This window comes from Rhodoplanes tepidamans (assembly GCF_030813915.1).
Taxonomy (GTDB): Bacteria; Pseudomonadota; Alphaproteobacteria; order Rhizobiales; family Xanthobacteraceae; genus Rhodoplanes; species Rhodoplanes tepidamans.
Genome location: NZ_JAUSUJ010000003.1, coordinates 376,789 through 393,701 on the forward strand (window position 1 = coordinate 376,789; position 16,913 = coordinate 393,701).

At 71.6% G+C, this 16,913-nt stretch carries 11 protein-coding genes; 6 read left to right on the forward strand and 5 right to left on the reverse strand.

Features of this window, described 5'->3' with window-relative positions; genetic code table 11:
• Positions 1-43: 43 nt before the first annotated feature.
• A complete protein-coding gene (locus tag J2S22_RS05970) occupies positions 44-1,126 on the reverse strand; it encodes a nickel-dependent hydrogenase large subunit (RefSeq protein WP_272777833.1) in 1,083 nt (360 codons plus the stop codon).
• A 32-nt stretch (positions 1,127-1,158) separates the two neighbouring features.
• Here J2S22_RS05970 and J2S22_RS05975 point away from each other — a divergent pair, with 32 nt between their 5' ends.
• The gene (locus J2S22_RS05975; RefSeq protein ID WP_272777883.1) at positions 1,159-1,500 is read left to right on the forward strand and encodes a LysR family transcriptional regulator substrate-binding protein; all 342 of its coding nucleotides are present in this window, start codon (positions 1,159-1,161) and stop codon (positions 1,498-1,500) included.
• Between the two features lie 60 nt (positions 1,501-1,560).
• On the opposite strand, the gene J2S22_RS05980 is transcribed toward J2S22_RS05975, so the two are convergent.
• Entirely contained in the window at positions 1,561-6,954 is a 5,394-nt protein-coding gene (locus tag J2S22_RS05980) for a DUF7379 domain-containing protein (RefSeq protein ID WP_272777832.1), read from the reverse strand.
• A gap of 75 nt (positions 6,955-7,029) precedes the next feature.
• Positions 7,030-7,965, reverse strand: coding sequence for a caspase family protein (locus tag J2S22_RS05985; protein WP_272777831.1), 936 nt, complete (start codon positions 7,963-7,965; stop codon positions 7,030-7,032).
• 1,005 nt (positions 7,966-8,970) lie between these two features.
• Between J2S22_RS05985 and J2S22_RS05990 the strand changes: the two genes are divergently transcribed.
• From J2S22_RS05990 to J2S22_RS06010, 5 genes are all read left to right on the forward strand, one after another.
• Positions 8,971-10,059 (forward strand): OmpA family protein, encoded by a 1,089-nt coding sequence (locus tag J2S22_RS05990; protein ID WP_272777830.1) that lies wholly within the window; start codon positions 8,971-8,973, stop codon positions 10,057-10,059.
• A 257-nt stretch (positions 10,060-10,316) separates the two neighbouring features.
• Positions 10,317-11,063, forward strand: a complete 747-nt coding sequence (locus J2S22_RS05995; protein ID WP_272777829.1) for an outer membrane protein — start codon at positions 10,317-10,319, stop codon at positions 11,061-11,063.
• Positions 11,064-11,534: 471 nt separating this feature from the next.
• A complete protein-coding gene (locus tag J2S22_RS06000; protein WP_272777828.1) occupies positions 11,535-12,593 on the forward strand; it encodes an amidohydrolase family protein in 1,059 nt (352 codons plus the stop codon).
• Positions 12,590-13,573 (forward strand): Bug family tripartite tricarboxylate transporter substrate binding protein, encoded by a 984-nt coding sequence (locus J2S22_RS06005; protein ID WP_272777827.1) that lies wholly within the window; start codon positions 12,590-12,592, stop codon positions 13,571-13,573. The genes J2S22_RS06000 and J2S22_RS06005 overlap by 4 nt, the downstream gene beginning before the upstream one ends.
• Positions 13,574-13,699: 126 nt before the next feature.
• Positions 13,700-14,713: a BMP family protein gene (locus tag J2S22_RS06010; RefSeq protein WP_272777826.1), complete on the forward strand. Its 1,014-nt coding sequence runs from the start codon at positions 13,700-13,702 to the stop codon at positions 14,711-14,713.
• A gap of 23 nt (positions 14,714-14,736) precedes the next feature.
• Here J2S22_RS06010 and J2S22_RS06015 read toward each other — a convergent pair whose 3' ends face one another.
• The gene (locus tag J2S22_RS06015) at positions 14,737-15,033 is read right to left on the reverse strand and encodes a hypothetical protein (RefSeq protein ID WP_272777825.1); all 297 of its coding nucleotides are present in this window, start codon (positions 15,031-15,033) and stop codon (positions 14,737-14,739) included.
• Positions 15,034-15,070: 37 nt separating this feature from the next.
• Positions 15,071-16,762: a methyl-accepting chemotaxis protein gene (locus J2S22_RS06020; protein ID WP_272777824.1), complete on the reverse strand. Its 1,692-nt coding sequence runs from the start codon at positions 16,760-16,762 to the stop codon at positions 15,071-15,073.
• Between the last annotated feature and the right edge of the window lie 151 nt (positions 16,763-16,913).

Here is a 16,913-nt window from a genome sequence, read left to right on the forward strand (position 1 = left end):
GCCCCCTCGACCGATCCAGACCCGCACCCGCACACGCGGCACATCACGACCCCTCCTGCCGGTCGTCGGCCCCGCCGGCCGTGCCGCGGACCTCGACCCGGCATTCGACGCACGGGTCGAACAGCGAAGCGAGCCGCCGGATGGTGCCGGACGGGTCGCCCGGACCGATCTCGATCCCGGCGAGCGCCGCGGCGCACGGGCCGCCGGCCGCGAAGTTCCACTCGGTCGGCGCCAGGATCAGATAGCGGGCGACCCGGTCGGAGCGATCCAGCGCCGCCAGATGATGAAGCCGGCCGCGCGGCGTCTCGACGGCCGCGAAGCCCGTGCCGGTGTCGAGCCGGCCGGCGGTGACGGGCGTCGCGTCGAGCGGCCGCACGCCCGACAGATGGGCGGCCGCCGCGGCGATCTCGGCGAGCCGCGCCGCGAGCCGCGCGGCCGGCTGCGTCGCCGGGGCGCCGCCGAGCGCCGCCCGCGCCGCCGGCCCGGTCTGCGGCGCACGGCCGGGCAGCCCGGGTTGCGCCGCGAAGGCGTCGCCGTCGCGGTCGAGCGCCGCCAGAACGGCCGCGTCGTCGGCGGCCGACAGCGGATCGGGCCAGCCCGCCGCGAGCCGCGGCAGGGCCGTCCGCGCGAAGCCCAGTAGGCGGCCCGCCCAGGAGCCGGCCACCCACTCGGCCGAGGCACCCCCGGCGAGGCCGAGCGCCGCCAGCGCGGGACCGAGGGCGGCCGCGTCCACGGCCGTCCCGGCGAGCGCCGACAACGCCGCCGGGACGGCGGCACGCTCGGCCGCCGCCAGCGGCACCGCGCCGCTCCAGTCGATCACGGTCGCCCGCAGGTGCTCGGCCAGCCGCTCGGCGGCGAGCGCGTCGCGCTCGGCGTCCGGCGCCGGCCCCGCGAGCGCCGCACCGGCGGCGCGCAGCGCGTGCCGCGCCGCCGTCGCCTGCGACAGGCCGCACAGCGCGAACAGGCGCCGGGCGAGATCGGGAACGGCATCCGGCGCGCGGCCGACGAACAGCGTCGCCAAGCCACGCGGCCGCTCGCTGCGCACGGTGGCCGAGGCGACACGGCCGGCCCGGAGGTCGATCGAGACGATCACCCGGCCGGCGTCGATGCGCGCCTCGCGATCCATCGCCGGCCTATCCGTATCCAGCTGTTGATTCGATCGTCTATACTGACGATGATCCGACGCCACCCGCAAGCGCGCGCTGGCCGGCCGCACGGGCTGCGGAGGCCGGCGTCGCCGTCGAGCCGGCGCTCGAGTCGAGCTCGATCGCCGTGCTGGCGACGCATCTGCGCGCCGGGGTCCTCTCCACCGTCATGCCGCGCGCGATGGCCGAGGAGCTCGCCATGCCGGACGGCATCGTCTCGATCCCGATCGTCGCCCCCGACGCGTCGACCCTGATCGGCCTCGTCGTCGCCAAGCGTGACCCGCAGACGCCGCTCACCGCCGCGCTCGTCGCCGAGGCACGCATGCTCGCGCCGTCGCTGTCCACGATGACGTGAACGGACGCCGCCCGCGCTCGTCGCCCCGCCCGCCGCGGGCGGCGCGGACATCCCGAACCTTCACACCACCACGCCGGTGGCGGTCTGGAGCTGATGCGACATGGCCCGCAGCTTGGCGGCGAGGCTCGCCTGGACCGTCCCGGCTTTCTCGACCACGGTCGCCACGAACTCGATCTGCTCAAGCACCTCCGCGAAGGCGAACTCCGAGGCGCCGCGCCGCCACGACTGCAGATAGGCCGCGACGATCTCGCGCTGCTCGTTCTCTTCGAGCCCATCCTTGAGCAGGGCGCGGCCGAGCGCGATGTCGGCGAGCGCCACGCCGTTCTCGAAGCTCGGCCTGTCCTGATCGGCTTCCTGGACCGCGTTTTCGGTCCGGCGCAGACGGTCCTCCCGCTCGGCCGGAGCGAGCCAGGCCAGGCTCGCCCCCGCTGCCGCATAGTGCGACGGCATCGGCGCCTCGACCTTCAGCGCCTTCAGCAGAGCTTCCGCCAGCAGGCGATTGAGCAGGGCGCCGGTGGAGCCGGCACCGCCGCCGACCTGGCACGCCTGCGCTCTGCAGAAGCAGTGCCACATCTGGCTCAGGGCCTCGATCTGCTCCTGGTCCGCCAGCACCTGGGCGAGCCGCTTGTAACAGTCGCCGAGGATGCACCAGCGGGCGGCCGTGTAGTCGCCCCCGGGACCGTAGGGCTTCAGGCTCTCGATCAACCGGATCGCGTCCTCGATGTGTCGTCTCGCCTCCGGCTCGGTGCCGGGCTTCGCCCTCGCCCAGGTCCGGGCCGCATGCCGCGCCTTGAGCTGCGCGAGCTGCTCGATCACGCAGATGGAGATCTTCGCCGTCTCCGCTTTCAGGGCTCTTTCGTAGGCTGCGATTCCGTCGTCGAACTTGCCGAGCGCCGCATGGGCCGCCCCGAGCGCCGTCAGCACCTCGGGATCGTCCGCCCAGCGGGCGGCGGCGCCGGACAGGGAATCGGAGATCGTCCGGAGCTGGTCGCGCAGCGGCTTCGGATCGCGCATCCCGAGCGTCTGGGCGTTCTGCTCGATGTCCCGGATTTCGCTGATCAGCTCCTGCACGTGCACGCGGGTGGCGGCCTGGCGCGGGGCCTCGATGCGGGTGCCGTCGATCAGCAGGCGGTACGACGGATCGCCATAGCACTGGTACGCCCCCCACGTGTTGCTGTTCGCATAGGCGGGATCGTCGTAGACGGCTTGCCGGGCCGCCAGGGTCGCGTCGCCGAAGGAGCGCCGCGCGAACATCTCCTGATAGAAGACTTCCGCGAATCGTTTCGCCGCGGCGTCGTCCACGGCCCATCCGGCCGCGATCACGGCCCGTGCCCCGAGCGTGATGAACGCGGTTCCGAGATTGGCGGCGAGCTCGTGGAACCGCGCCGTGGCGCGACGCTCCGCGCTCGGGTCCGTCGACCCGAGATAGCAGCAGTTGAGGAACACGAGCTCGGGGATCGCCTCCATCTGGGCGACGTCCTCGGGCTCGAAGAACAGGCCGCCTTCCAGCACCATGCCGGTGAAGGCCTGGCTCGCCGGATCCGAGTCGCATCGGCGCGGTTCGTCGCGGCTGGCCGTCCGCGTGCCGTCCGCCGCACCGGGCTTGCGGAAACCGACGGCACCGTGCCCGGCGAGATGCATGATCCGCCATTGCCCGCACAAGATCGCCGGAAGGCTGCTGGTCCCGTTGCTCTTGCCGATCCGCTCGGTGACCAGGAAGCCGTTCGCCTTCAGGAGATCGCGCACCCGTGCGGCCTCCTCGGCGGCGCCCCCGAGCGACGGGAAGACGGACAGCCCGGTCGGCGGATTGCCGACCACCAGCGCTTCGACCCCCTTGGTCACGATCCGCCGGTCGGCGAAGCTCGGCTTGGTGAACTGGCGCACCATGCCGGCCCGCACCGAGAGCGGCTTGTCGCCCCAGGCGCGGGGCCGCCGCAGCAGCTCCCACGGATAGCTCGCGGCCTCGCCGTCGATCACCAGCACGCGGTGCCGATCGTCGGCCGATTCGCCCTTGAAGTCGGCCGGCAGCAGCAGCTCGTAAAGAACCTCCGCGGCGGACGCCTCGCCGGCCGCCTTCACCTCGGTCACGGCGCGATCGACGAACTCCCTCACCTTGCGGGGCGAGCCGACCAGAGACACCGACGCGCGTGCCCGGTCGGTCAGGTCGGTGAAGCGCAGCGAGCCCGTCTCGTCCATCTCGATCTTGAGCCGGCGCCACCACGCCTGATCCTCCCGCGCGGTCTGGCGCTCCAGGCCGCCCGAGACGGTCGCCACGAGACGATCGAACGCGAAATCGTCGAACGCCCCGTGGGCGCCGACTCCGAGATCGTCGAGCAGGTGCGCGGCCTCGATGGCGCGATCGCGGTAGAGCTCGACGAACTCCACGTTCGTGAAGGCGTCGGTGCCGAGCACGTCGTTGGCGGAGCGGATCGCTCCGAGCAGCGCGGCGAGCGCGTCCCGGGTCCGCAGGCCGCCCTCGCCGGTGCCGATCAGGATCATCGATAGTCCCATCTCGTCGGCCGGCTGCGTGCGCATCTCACGCACCGCCAGGGCGTAGCGTCGAAGCGCCCGCGACACCGTCCGCTTGAGGTTGCCCGGCGTGAGCGAGCCGATCGGCCCGAGTCCGACGATCACGGCGCCGGGCGGCGACTGGGTGCCGTCGAGCACGATCTCGGCCGTGCCGATCGGACCGGGGTAGACGCGCACCCCGAGGCGTCGGCCGAGCCGGCCGTTCAGCGCACGATCGAGATACGCCTCGCTGCCGGCGATCGTGTCGCCCTCGTAATGCCCGACCGCCACCGGCCAGCGCGCGAAGGCGAGGCTGCCGTGAACCACACGGAGCCGGGTCCTGTGCCGCTCCGCGGCAGGCGGACGGCGCGCATAGTCCAGCGCGGCGGCGACCAGCTCCGCCTCGTCCGGAAAGACGCTGGGCATCTCGGCCGGCAGAGCCCGGCGCTCGCCGAAGCCGGTCGTGAACGAGGGGGCCTGCTCCGGCAGCCTGATCGTCCCGCCGCTCGCCAGCAGATCGAGATAGGCGTCGAAGGCCGGCTCGTAGCAGGCGAGCTCTCCCGGCTCCGCCGGAGCCCACCAGGTCCGGCCCGGAACCGCCACGGTGGCGGAGGTGCGGGCCGACGCCCGGCCGATGAAGAACTGCAGCCCGGCGTTCACATCCATCTCGATCTCGACCGCCGGCGTCCCGTTCACCTGGACAAGCGGCAGGCGGGTCGCGTCGAACCCGTCGATGGCGTCGCGGACCCGGCGAGCGCATTCCAGGAGCTTCGCCGACGGCGACACCGGCCTGCCGGTGCCGCCGATGCGCGCCCACACCGCCGCGTCCAGCAGCTCCCGCGGGAGCAGATCGACGAGACCGGGAAAGCCGCGGAACGATTCGACGATGTCGATCTCGTCGCCGAGCGAGAGGAGCGCGAGATGCCGCGTCAGCCGGTGCTGCCCGGCGAGCAGACGGGCGATGCGCAACGATCCGCAGCGCGGAATGTCGAGCAGCAGGATCCGCCCGCCCCTGCGGCGCACGTAGGCTTCCATGAGCTCGGTGCAGCCGGCGAACCCGGCCAGCACGACGAGCCCGCCGGTGCCGTGGGCGACGATCCGGACCGGCACGGACTCGTCGGCCGCTCCGGCCTCCAGATGGCTCTTCAGCAAGGCCGCGAACCGGCCGCCGTTGTCCTCGAGCGAGAGGCGCCAGTCGTAGGGGAACGCCACCACGTCGTAGGTCTTGTCGAGCCGTCGGGCGAGAGCGCCGTACGCCTCGGCGAGGATCGATTGCGGCATCACGGCCGAGGGGCTGCCGAGCGCGAGCTTGTCGAGCCCGTCCTGCGCCAGCGCCGCCACGTCGATCCAGAGTCGCTTGCCGCTCGCCTCGAGGGTCGCCCCCATGCAGTCCGGCACGACGATGACGGTCGGCCTCGCGCCACCGCCGCGCTTGGTCGCCAGGAAGGCGCTCACCTCCTCGGCCTTTTCGAGCCGGCGGAAGCCCGCCTCGTCCCCGTCCGGCCGCGACAGCCCGGCGAGCAGCCGCTTCAGCGTCTTGTCGTTGCGGAAATAGTTGAAGTGGCTCACCTCCGCGCCCTTGTCGAAGTAGAAGCGGGCGGCGCGATTCACGCGGGCGAGGCCGCCGTACATCGAGACCGTGTCGACGACGAGATCGTGGTCGCCGCCGTAGAACCAGTCGACCGCCCGCAACCCGAGACGCGCGAGCAGCGAGCCACCGTCGATGTCCCCGGCGAGGACCGAGAGGTCGGCGCTCGTCTCCACGCCGGGCCGGTTCAGGAGTGTGGTGAGCAGCGACTGCGGCATCATCGCTTCGAGGCCGGGGACCGACTTCGGGTCGGTGCGCGACCTGATGACAGCCAGCAGGAATCCTTTCAGGAACGAGTAGACCTGCGATCCACCGAGGCCGCTCAGGTCGAGGACGCTGGTCGCCAGCGACAGCCAGCGGTCGAGCCGCTCCGAAGCGAGCGTGGTGCCGGCGGCCGGGCAGGCGACCCGGACGAACCGCTCGACGACCGGCCGCTTCTCGCGCAGCAGCCGCCCGACCTGCTCCAGGGTCTCGATCTCCACCTCGTAGCCCGACGCCCCCTTCCGCTCGGCCGCCTTCTTCAGCTTGTCGAGCGTGTCCCTGAAGGTGCGCCCGTCGCCGTCCTGCGGCCAGCACAGCAGCTCGCCGATCATGCCGCCGCGCGAGTGACTCACGAGGTGCAGGCGGGCGCCGGTCGGCAGGGCCTCCAGCAGTGCGCGCGCATTCGCACTCGGGCTGACGCTGAGGGTCGGATGGTCGAACGCCAGGATGCGGTCGCCGTATCGGGCGCGCAGCGTCGCGGCTGCGGCCGCGCACCACGGCCGGTCGGTCGCCGCGAAGGCGCCGAAGCCGCCGATCGTGCTCGAACCGGTGCCGTGGATGAACAGGAGCTGCGGCTTCCCGGAGGCGCCGTCGTCCGCCGTGTACGTCGCCGCCGGCAGCGACGACAGGTCCCAGCGATGCAGCCCGTAATCCGCGCTGCGCCGCCCGTCGAACCATTCGGCGACCGGCTTGCCGGCCAGCCCGCCGGCGGCGTCGCCGAGAGCGGACAGATCGATGTCGAAGGTGCGGACCGTCTGGATGACGGCGCGACCGACGCCGCTGCGGGTGGCCGGCCCGGGAAGCACGACCGGGAGCTCGAGGGTGTCGCGATCCCCGTCACCACCCCGCTTGGCGCTCGGCGTCAGGTCCTCCACGAGCTGTCCGTAGCGGTGATAGAAGCGCGCGCCGGTATCCAGCGTCAGCTCGACGATCGTGTCGGACGTGAGGCCGTCGAGCTCCCGCGGCTGGGCGGCAGCGCGCACGGAGCCGGCCTGCATGGCCTGGACGTTCTTGACCTCGGCGACGCCGCGGAGAACGCCGAGCTCCGGCGGAGGCGGATTGGCGTCACGTTCTCCCGGAACACGGATCCGTGCCATCGCTCCCTCCCCTGTCGGGCCGTCGCTGGAGCCGGTTCTGACCGGAACGGCAGCCGTCCGCGGGTGCCGACCCGATCAGATCGAGAACGGCTTCTGGTTCATGAAATCCGCGGTGACCGGCCCGACCTTGAAGAGGTTGGGGGTCTGCCCGGGCGGCATGCGACTCACGATGTCCTGATGGAAGCGATTGTATCCGCCGTCGAACCCGCCGTCGGCCCAGACCTTGAGCAGCGTCGCCGTGAATAGCCCGTTCCGCGCCCCGTCCAGCGAGAGCTGATGATCCATGCAGCCCGACAACAGGATCACGGACGCCTGCGGAGGCGTCTCGTCCGCGCCGGCGCTGGCGGACTGTAGCGCGACGTAGAGATCGCTGTTGCGCTCGAACGTCCTGACGGCAACCTCGAACGGCATCATGCGCGGGCGGACGTCGTCCGGGTCCGTGCCGTCCAGGACGGCTTCACGCGCCGTTCGCCGTGCGACCTCCTCGGCGGAGGGACCGCCGGCGTCGACCCTGGCGCGCGCGACCGTGCCGCTGTGGCAGCTGTCGGACAGCATCACGATCCGCACGCCCGGCCTGAACCGCCCGAGGATGCGATAGATCTCGTCGTCGATCAGCTCGCGGTCGTACAGGCACCACGTCTCGTCTCGCTTGTCGTCCTCGTCGTTCGATGTGTCGGGCATCTGGCCGCCGTGGCCCGCATAGCTCAGCAGCAGGATGTCGCCGGCGCGAAGCGTCTTGGCGTGGTCCAGGACCTTGCGGATCACGTTCGCCGAGGTGGCGTCCTTGGTCAGCAGGAGTTCGGTCTGCTGATAGCCGAGCGACTTGGCGATCTCCGCCACGTCGCGTGCATCCGCCTCGCACGCCTTCAGCCGACCATCCCATCCCGCGTAATGATCGGGATCGACGCTGTTAAGTCCGATATGGAGAGAATACCCGACCCCCATCTGCCCCCTCCGATCGTGGATCGAGACAAAACGCCACCAGAAATTGTGATACGAACGGAATGCCAATCAACTGCAGATCGCATTTCTTTCGTCCCGCGACCATAACGATTGCGTGAGGCCGTGCCGAGCACGGGCGCCGCCGAAGGTTCTGGAAGATCGCCGCCCCTGACTTGGAAGAGTTCTCCAGGCCGGCTCGTTTGCCTCGGTCGGGGCGGCGCCTCGTTCTCCTGCCGAGATCATGTCCCGGCGCGGGTGTTGCTGGCGGCGGCTCACCGCGGATGCCGTCGCAGGGGCGGACGGAGGGAGCCGTTCGGTGCGCTGCTGCGAATCGCGGAACGGCGTGGCCGCTCCCGGGCTTGTCCTCGAACAGGGACAGCCGAATGACCGACACACCCGAGCCGAAACCGCCGCCGACCACGCCGACCCCGGGGGATCCGAACCCGACGCCGGCGCGACCGCCGGAGCCGAACCAGACGCCTCCGGCGGAGCCGATCGGCATTCCGCCCACGTCGCCCGCCGACGCGCCGGCGCCGGGCGAGCCCATCGGCGTACCTCCCGGCACCCCGCTCGAAATCCCGAGCACGCCGACGACGCCGGCCCCGGAGGCGTAAAGGCGCACCGATACCCGGGCTCCGCGCCGACATCCGGGCTCCGCGTCGGCGGATGCGCCGCGACCGCCGGGCGTCCGCACGTCCCCCGTGCACCATGCCGGCGCGGCCCGCATCGATGCACCGGGCGACCGTCCCGTCCTGTCCCCTCGAACCGTCTCGTCATCCTAGCCACTACTCCGACGGGCCGGGTGGGTTTGACCCGCTCCCGGGCGCGGACGACAATCCGGCCACGAAACGAGATGGAAGCGGGGCGGCGATGACGGGGAACAGGCGATGCAGGCGGGCCACCATGCTGGCCGTCGCGGCGGCGGCAGCTTGGCTCGGAGCAGGACCGCGGGACGGTCGCGCCCAGGCGCCGGCGCCCGTCGACGCTCCCGCGACCGCCCCTGCCCCCGCAGCCGCCCCGGCGGCGCCGTCCCCGAGGCCCGCACCGATCCGATTCGGCGACGCCGTCTCGAAGGTGACGCGGGCGCTGTTCGACAGGATCGAGCGGCCGAAGGACGGCGTCGTGGTCGAGATCGTCGTCGATCCGCTGGTCGACGGAAAGACCGGGCTGCACACCGCCTCGGCCGCCCAGGCGGGGCGCCGGGCCGCCGAGATCGCCCGCGCCTATCCGCATCTGCGCATCGTGCCGTTCACGCCCGAGGCGCTGGCCCGCAAGCCGCTGCTGCTGATCGGCACCATCACGGCCGTGCAGAACGCCGAGCAGGGCGCCGGCCAGGCCGGCGGCGCGGACGCCGCCGCCGCCCAGACGCCCGGCGCCTACACGGTGTGGTTCACGCTCGCCGACACCGGCACGAACCGCATCGTCGCCAAGGCGCAGGCCCCCGCGGTGGCCAACGACGTCAACGCCTCGCCGCTCGCGGCCGAGGCCGACAGCCCGGCGTGGCGGCGCGAGGCCGCCACCGCGGCCTATATCGAGAGCTGCCGCGAGACCAAGGTGGGCGAGGAGCTTCGGCCCGCCTATGTGGCGCAGCTTCCGGTCGCCGCCGTGGTGGCGGACGCCAACCGGGCCTACGCGGCGAAGCGCTACAAGGAGGCGCTGGCGCTCTACCGCCGGGCCGCCGCCATGCCGGAGGGCGAGCAGCTGCGGGTGCTCAACGGGGTCTATCTCGCGCTCGACCGGCTCGGCCGCAAGACGGAGGCCGAGGCCGCCTTCGCCCGGCTGATCGACCACGGCCTCGGCCGGCGCGACCTCGCCGTGAAGATCCTGTTCCGGCCCGGCACGCCGGAGTTCGTGCGAACCCGCGAGGCGCGCGCCTATCCGATGTGGCTGTCGCGGATCGCGGCGCGCGCCGCGGCCGGCGAGGCCTGCCTGGAGATCGTCGGTCACACCAGCCCGACCGGTCCGGCCGCCGTCAACGAGCGGCTCTCCGCCCTGCGGGCCGAGACGGTGCGCGACCGGCTCGACTCGGCCTCGCGCGGCCTGGGACCGCGGCTCGTCGCCCGCGGCGCCGGCTCGCGCGAGACGATCGTCGGCACCGGCCGCGACGACGCCTCCGACGCGCTCGACCGCCGCGTCGAGTTCAAGGTGATGAGCTGCTCCTGAGCTCCTGAGTCGGCCGCTGGGCGTTCTGACGCCCGGCGTTTGCGCGGTTGGCGCCAATGCGCACAGCCCGGCGCTGCGCCGACTAACGCCCGGCGGCTAGCCGCCTTTTCGACCGAATCGTCACGAAGTGGATATCATCTTGATTGTTCATGATATTTCAGCCACTTTAGCGTGCACACGTGTGGCGATTATATCACCACTTTGGCGCGTACCCGGAGTACCGTTTCGCCCATCGAACTGATCCACGGGGGGTGATCATGAAACGGGTTCTTCTGACGACGGCGGCGCTGCTCGCGCTCACCGGTTCGACCTTCGCGGCCGACATGGCGGTCAAGGCTCCGCCCGCGCCGATCCCGGCGCCGGTGTTCTCCTGGACCGGCTGCTACATCGGCGCCCATGTCGGCGGCGGCGTGCTGCAGGACGACACCGGGTTCGGAGACGGCTTCATCGCGGGCCGCGGCGCCGGCGCGGTCGCCGGCGGCCAGGTCGGCTGCAACTACCAGACCGGCCAGTTCGTGTTCGGTATCGAGGGCGAGGGCTACTGGTCCGGCCTGAAGGTCGAGGAGGACACCAACTTCGGGTTCGGCTTCGGCTCCAGTTTCGAGGCGAAGAACAAGTGGGATGCGACGGTCGCGGCCCGCTTCGGCTACGCCCTCGACCGCACCCTGGTCTACGGCAAGATCGGCTGGGCCTGGGGCGGGTTCGACTACTCGAACGTGTTCACGACCGCCGGCGCGGTCGTCGGCTCCGCCTCGGCGTCCGGCACGCTGGACGGCCTGCTGCTCGGCGTCGGCGCCGAATACGCCTTCGCACCGAACTGGACCACGAAGTTCGAGTACAACTACATCGGCTTCGGCTCGAAGAGCCTGGACTGGACCGCGTGCGATGGCGGCGGCTGCGGCTATGTCGGGAGCTTCCCGGCGAGCGCCGACAAGCACATCTTCAAGGTCGGCGTGAACTACCTGTTCAATTTCGGCGGCGCGCCGGTGCTCGCCCGGTACTGACCAGGAGCTGGCCGGTCTCTCTCGCGCGTCCGGACCGGGCCCCGATCCGGGCCGGAGCGAGCGATCGGAGCCCCGGGGACCCTCCCCGGGGCTTCATCGTTTCAGAAGACGGGCGGTGTGCGGAGACGCGCGGCCCAACGCCGGACTATCGCCCGTGGGGCGAAGGCTACGCAGGCGCGGCCCGACCGTAAAATAGTGATTTGTTCGATGACCATTGGTGCGCCTTATGGGACGCGCTCCCGCGGTGCCCCGACGATCCTCGCCGCAGTGCAAGAAGTGCCTATGCCGCAGGCACAATCAGCATCGCATGCGCGCGCCGCGCAGACCCACCGCCCGAAACGCGCGTCCATGCGCTGATCGGGGATCACCTCCCGGACGCGCCGGCTTGAGCGGGCGTTATCACCACGCCTACAGTCGACGGCGCGCGCACGTCTCCGCGTCAGTGCTCACCGATCTCACATTGCGCCAGCCATGACCCCAGCGACCGACCCGGCCCCGCGGCCCTTCGCGATCGACGTGCATGCGCACGTGATCGTGCCGTCCGTCTACGCCGTGACCAAGCCGCACAGCCTGTTCGCGCGCGCCGAATCGGACCCGTCGCTCGGCCCGGAGCAGAAGGCCGCGGTCGTCGCCCGCAACGACGACGTCGCACGGCGCATGGCCGACGTGACAGAGCGCCTCGCCGTCATGGACCGCACCGGCATCGCCGTGCAGGTGCTGAGCGCCAGCCTCGTGCACCAGTGCAGCTACTTCGCGGACCCGGACGAGAGCTTGGCGATCGAGCGGCGCAACAACGACGCCATCGCCGCGATCGTGCGCGCCGCGCCGACACGCTTCGCCGGCCTCGGCGGCGTGCCGCTGCACGCACCGGATCTCGCCGCCGCCGAGCTCGAACGCTGCGTCGGCGCGCTCGGGCTGAAAGGCGTGCAGATCTCGAGCCGCGTCCGCGACCGGGAGATCGGCGACCCGTCCCTGCGGCCGTTCTGGGCCAGGGCGGAAGCGCTCGGCGCCGTCGTCTACGTCCACCCGGCCGGCAATCCCGACGCGCGCCTTTCGCCCTACATGATGTGGAACAGCCTCGGCCAGTCGATCGAGGAGACCTTCGCGATCGCCTCGCTGTTCTACGAGGGCGTGCTCGACGCGTTTCCGAACCTGCGCATCTGCATCTCGCACGGCGGCGGCTACATGCCGTTCTACACGGGCCGGGTGGAGCGGAACTACGTCGAGAAGCCGGCGACCCGGAAGAACATGACGAAGCGGCCCGCCGACTATCTGCGCATGCTGCACTACGATTCCTGCGTCTACGATCCGCGCGCGCTGCGGATCCTGGTCGAGACCGTCGGCGCCGAGCGGGTGCTGCTCGGCTCCGACTATCCGGTCGGCGACCCGCGGCCGACCACCTTCGTCACCGACGCCGATTTCCTCGACGCGACCCAGAAGGCCGCGATCCTCGCCGGCAACGCCGCGCGCCTCTACGGCATCGACCCCGCTCTCCGGAGCTTCGCCCCCGCACAAGGAGATCCGTCATGACAAGAATCTCGCGGCGCACCTTCAACGGCCTCGCCGTGTCCGGGCTCGCCCTCTCCGGGCTCGGCCTCGCGCCGCCGGCCCTCGCACAGCGCGGCCCGAACGTCACGGTGGTGGTGCCCTACACGGCCGGCAGCGCCCCCGACCTGTTCGGCCGGCTGCTGACCGAGCACCTGCACAAGCTGATGGACCGCACCATGATCGTCGAGAACCGGGTCGGCGCCAGCGGCAATCTCGGCACGCTCAGCGTCGCGCGGGCGACGCCGGACGGCACCACGCTGCTCGTCACGGCCAACACGATCGTGATGAATCCGAGCCTGTTCAAGTCGCTGCAGTACGACCCGGTGAAGAGCTTCGAGCCGGTGGCCGCGCTGGTGACGGCGAACTTCGCCCTCGTGGTCAGCGCCGGGCTCGGGACGAAGACGCTCGCCGAGTTCGTCGCCAAGGCGAAGGCGGCGAAGGACCCGATCAACTACGGCTCGCCCGGCATCGGCACGCCGCACCACCTGTGCATGGAGCTGTTCCGCCGCCGCGCCGGCATCGAGCTCGTCCACGTGCCCTATCGCGGCCTCGCGCCGGCCGTCACCGACCTCGCCGGCGGCCACATCAGCGCGATGTTCATGCAGATCAACGCCGCGACCGAGCTCGCCAAGCAGGGCCGCGTGCATGTGCTCGCCCTGATGGGCAGCACCCGCAACCCGATCGCCCCGGAGATCGCCACCTTCGCCGAGCAGGGCATCAAGGACGTCGACGTCGACAACTGGTGGGCCATGTTCGCGCCCGCCGGCACGCCGGCCGCCGTGGTGAGCGAGCTCAACGCCCGCGTCAACGAGGTGCTGAAGCTGCCCGAGGTGAGGAAGGCGATGGAGACGCAGGGCCAGACTCCGATGGGCGGCCCGCCTGCGGTGCTGCGGACGCTCGTCGAGACCGACCGGGCCCGCTGGGCCGAAGTGATCAAGGAGGCCAACATCGCGCTGGACTGAGATCCGCCGACGCCGTTTCCCGGCTTCTCCCCGCATGCGGGGAGAAGCCGGGCTTGCACGATGCGCGGCATCGACTATGGCTGGCACCGCATTTGCCTGAGGCCCGGCAAGCCAGGAGGACCGCCATTGGGACCGATCACCGACCGCCGCGCGCTGCTGACGACCGCGACCGCCGCCGGCCTGCTGCCGCTGCTCGGGCCCCTCGCGGCCGCCGCGGCATCCACGACCGTCGCCGCGCTGTTCGCCGGCAAGGTCGACGATCGCGGCTTCATGCAGGCCGGCTACGACGGGCTGAAGCTCGCCGAGCGGCAGGTGCCGGCCACCATCGCCTTCACCCAGGGCATCCCGCCGCAACCCGAGGCGCTCGCCGCCGCGCTGCGCGAGCTGGCGCGGCAGAAGCCCCACCTCGTCGTCGCCCATGGCGGACAGAACAATGCGGCCGCCAAGGCGGTGGCGGCGGAGTTTCCCGACGTCGCCTTCGTGGTCACCCAGGGCAACGTGACGGGCCCGAATCTCGCGAGCTACGAGGTGCTGCAGGAGCAGTCGGCGTTCCTGGCCGGCGCCCTCGCCGGCCTGATGACCAAGACGGGCATCGTCGGCCACATGTCGGGGATCCGGGTGACGCCGGGCCTCAAGGGCCGGGCCGGCTACGCGGCCGGCGTCGCCCACGTCAATCCGAGCGCGAAGCTGCTCACCAACTTCTCCGGCAGCCAGGACGACAACGCCCTGTCGCGCAAGGTCGCGACCGCGATGATCGCGGCCGGCGCCGACATCGTCTTCACCATGCTCAATGCCGGCCGCACGGGGGCCGTGGAGGCGTGCCGCGAGACCGGCGCGCAGCAGATCGGCAACGTGGTCGACTGGACCACCATCGTGCCCGACGTGTTCGTCGCCTCGGCCTGCGCCGACTCCGGCCGCGCCGTCTACCAGGCGGTCGCCGACAAGGCGGCGGGCCGCTTCGCCGCGGGCCACGTCCGCCAGGTCGGGCTGGAGACGCCGGAGGCGGTGCGCCTCGCCATGGCGCCGCGGGTGCCCGCGGAGGTGCGGGACCGCATCGCCGGGCTGACCGCCGACATCGTCGCCGGCCGGCTGACGGTGCCGCACGAGTGGAGCGGCGCGGAGTTCCCGACGCCGGCGTGAGACCGCCGGCGCCGGCACGGGCGTCACGCCTCGAAGCGCCACACCACGTCGTCGGGCGGCGCGCAGGCGCGGCGGCCGAGCAGCCGCTCGGTCTCCTGGAGACGGCGCCGGACCTCGGCGGTCCTCTCCCTCGCGCCGGCGATCCGGTCCTGCAGGGCCTGCGCGTCGCGCGCCTCCAGCTCGAGCGCCGCCTCGGCCAGCACGTCGAGGCAGCTGCCGACGCAGAACAGCAGCGTCCACAGCCGGTCGGAGCGCCGCCGCACCTCGGCGAGGCGGTGATCCGCGGCCTCGTCGTCGGCGGACGGCGAGACCGGGTGCATCGGATGCTCCACGCGCGACACTGTCCGACTCCGGCCGTCAGGCGGCGCGCACGCCGGAGAGGAAGCGATCGACCTCGACGCGCAGCCGGGCGCTCTCGTGGGCGAGCGACTGGGCCGAGGCGAGCACCTGGCTCGACGCCGAGCCGGTCTCGCCGGCGCCGCGATTGACCTCGGTGATGTTGGCGGCGACCTGGGTGGTGCCCGCCGCCGCCTGCTGGACGTTGCGGGCGATCTCGTGGGTCGCGGCGCCCTGCTCCTCCACGGCCGCGGCGATCGCCGCCGAGATCTCGGCGATGCGCCCGATGGTGCCGGAGATCTCCTTGATGGCCCCGACCGAGACCTGGGTGGCGCTCTGCATTCCGGCGATCTGGGACCCGATGTCGCCGGTCGCCTTGGCGGTCTGGGCGGCCAGCGCCTTGACCTCCTGGGCGACGACCGCGAAGCCCTTGCCTGCCTCGCCGGCCCGCGCCGCCTCGATGGTGGCGTTGAGGGCGAGCAGATTGGTCTGCTCGGCGATCGCCGTGATCAGCTTGACGACGTCGCCGATGCGGTTCGCCGCCTGCGACAGTTCGTTGATCTGGCCGTCGGTCTTCTCGGCCTGACGCACCGCCTCGCCGGCGATGCGGGTCGCCTCCTGGACCTGCCGGCCGATCTCGCCGACCGACGACGACATCTCGTTGGTCGCCGAGGCGACGCTCTGGACGTTGGCGGACGCCTGCTCGGACGCGGCCGCGACCGTGGTCGACAGCTCCTGGGTGCTCTCCGCCGTGCGGGTGAGCGTGCCGGCGGCCGCCTCGAGCTCGGTCGAGGCCGACGACACGGACTTCACGATGTCGCCCACCGCCGCCTCGAAGCCGTCGGCGAGCCTGATCATCTCGGCCTTGCGCTGGGCCTCGGCGATGCGGTCCTGCTCGGCCTTCTGCTCGGCCTCGTGGCGGGCCTTCTCGGCCGCCTTGATCTTGAACGCCTCCACGGCGTCGGCGATCTCGCCGACCTCGTCCTTGCGGCCGACGCCCGCCAGCACGACGTCGAAGTCGCCGTCGGCGAGCCGGCGCATGCCGGTACCGAGCTGCGTGATCGGCCGGGCGATGCCGAACTGCGCCACCGCGAAGGCGAGCAGGACCGCCAGCGCGATGCCGAAGCCGACGATGGTGTAGGTGGTGACGACGGCGGCCTCGGTCGTCGCGGTCAGGTCCGACGAGCCCTGCTTGACCTCGTGGTCGAGCTGGTTGGCCATCTCCAGGACATCGGCGAGCACCTTGCGGATCGGCGGATCGACGGTCGCGCGCATCAGCTCGTTGGCGCGGGCCTGCTCGCCTTTCATCGCGAGATCGAGGACCGGCTTCATCTTGGACCTGATCTCCGCGACGGTGCGATCCGCCTCGTCGAGGCGCGCGGAAAGGCGCGGCATCTTCGACTTGGCGACCGCGGCATAGGCGAGGACGTCGTCGAGGGCCTTCTCGGCCCGCGCGGCATTGGTCCGCTTCTCGCCCTCGTCGGTCTCGGCGATCGCCCGGACCGTGAACATCCCCTGCTGGTACACGGCCCGGTACATCCGCGCGATCGCCATCCAGGCGGTCATGTCGGTATCCAGGAAGTGGGAGTAGCCGGCGTCGATGGCCGTCATGGTGCGGCCGGCGTACCAGGTGCCGCCGCCGGCGACGGCGCCCAGCAGGGCGATCACGGAGAGGATCTTGGGAAGAATTCGGATGCGGGTCAGCAGCGACATGTCGGCAATCCTGAATGCGATGGTACAGCGCCGGGGGGGGCCCGGGGGGTGGGGGGGCGGGGGGGGGGGAAGGGGGGGTGCGGGGGGTGGGAAGTTTTTTTTTTTGTTGTTTTTTTAGAAAGGAAAAAAAACAATTTTTTTTATATATAGA

Excerpts from the sequence above, each read along its gene's own strand:
- J2S22_RS06005 (WP_272777827.1), top strand. The coding sequence starts at position 12,590 with ATGACAAGAATCTCGCGGCGCACCTTCAACGGCCTCGCCGTGTCCGGG.
- J2S22_RS05995 (WP_272777829.1), top strand. The coding sequence starts at position 10,317 with ATGAAACGGGTTCTTCTGACGACGGCGGCGCTGCTCGCGCTCACCGGT.
- J2S22_RS06020 (WP_272777824.1), bottom strand. The coding sequence starts at position 16,762 with ATGTCGCTGCTGACCCGCATCCGAATTCTTCCCAAGATCCTCTCCGTG.
- J2S22_RS06015 (WP_272777825.1), bottom strand. The coding sequence starts at position 15,033 with ATGCACCCGGTCTCGCCGTCCGCCGACGACGAGGCCGCGGATCACCGC.
- J2S22_RS05970 (WP_272777833.1), bottom strand. The coding sequence starts at position 1,126 with ATGGATCGCGAGGCGCGCATCGACGCCGGCCGGGTGATCGTCTCGATC.
- J2S22_RS05980 (WP_272777832.1), bottom strand. The coding sequence starts at position 6,954 with ATGGCACGGATCCGTGTTCCGGGAGAACGTGACGCCAATCCGCCTCCG.
- J2S22_RS06000 (WP_272777828.1), top strand. The coding sequence starts at position 11,535 with ATGACCCCAGCGACCGACCCGGCCCCGCGGCCCTTCGCGATCGACGTG.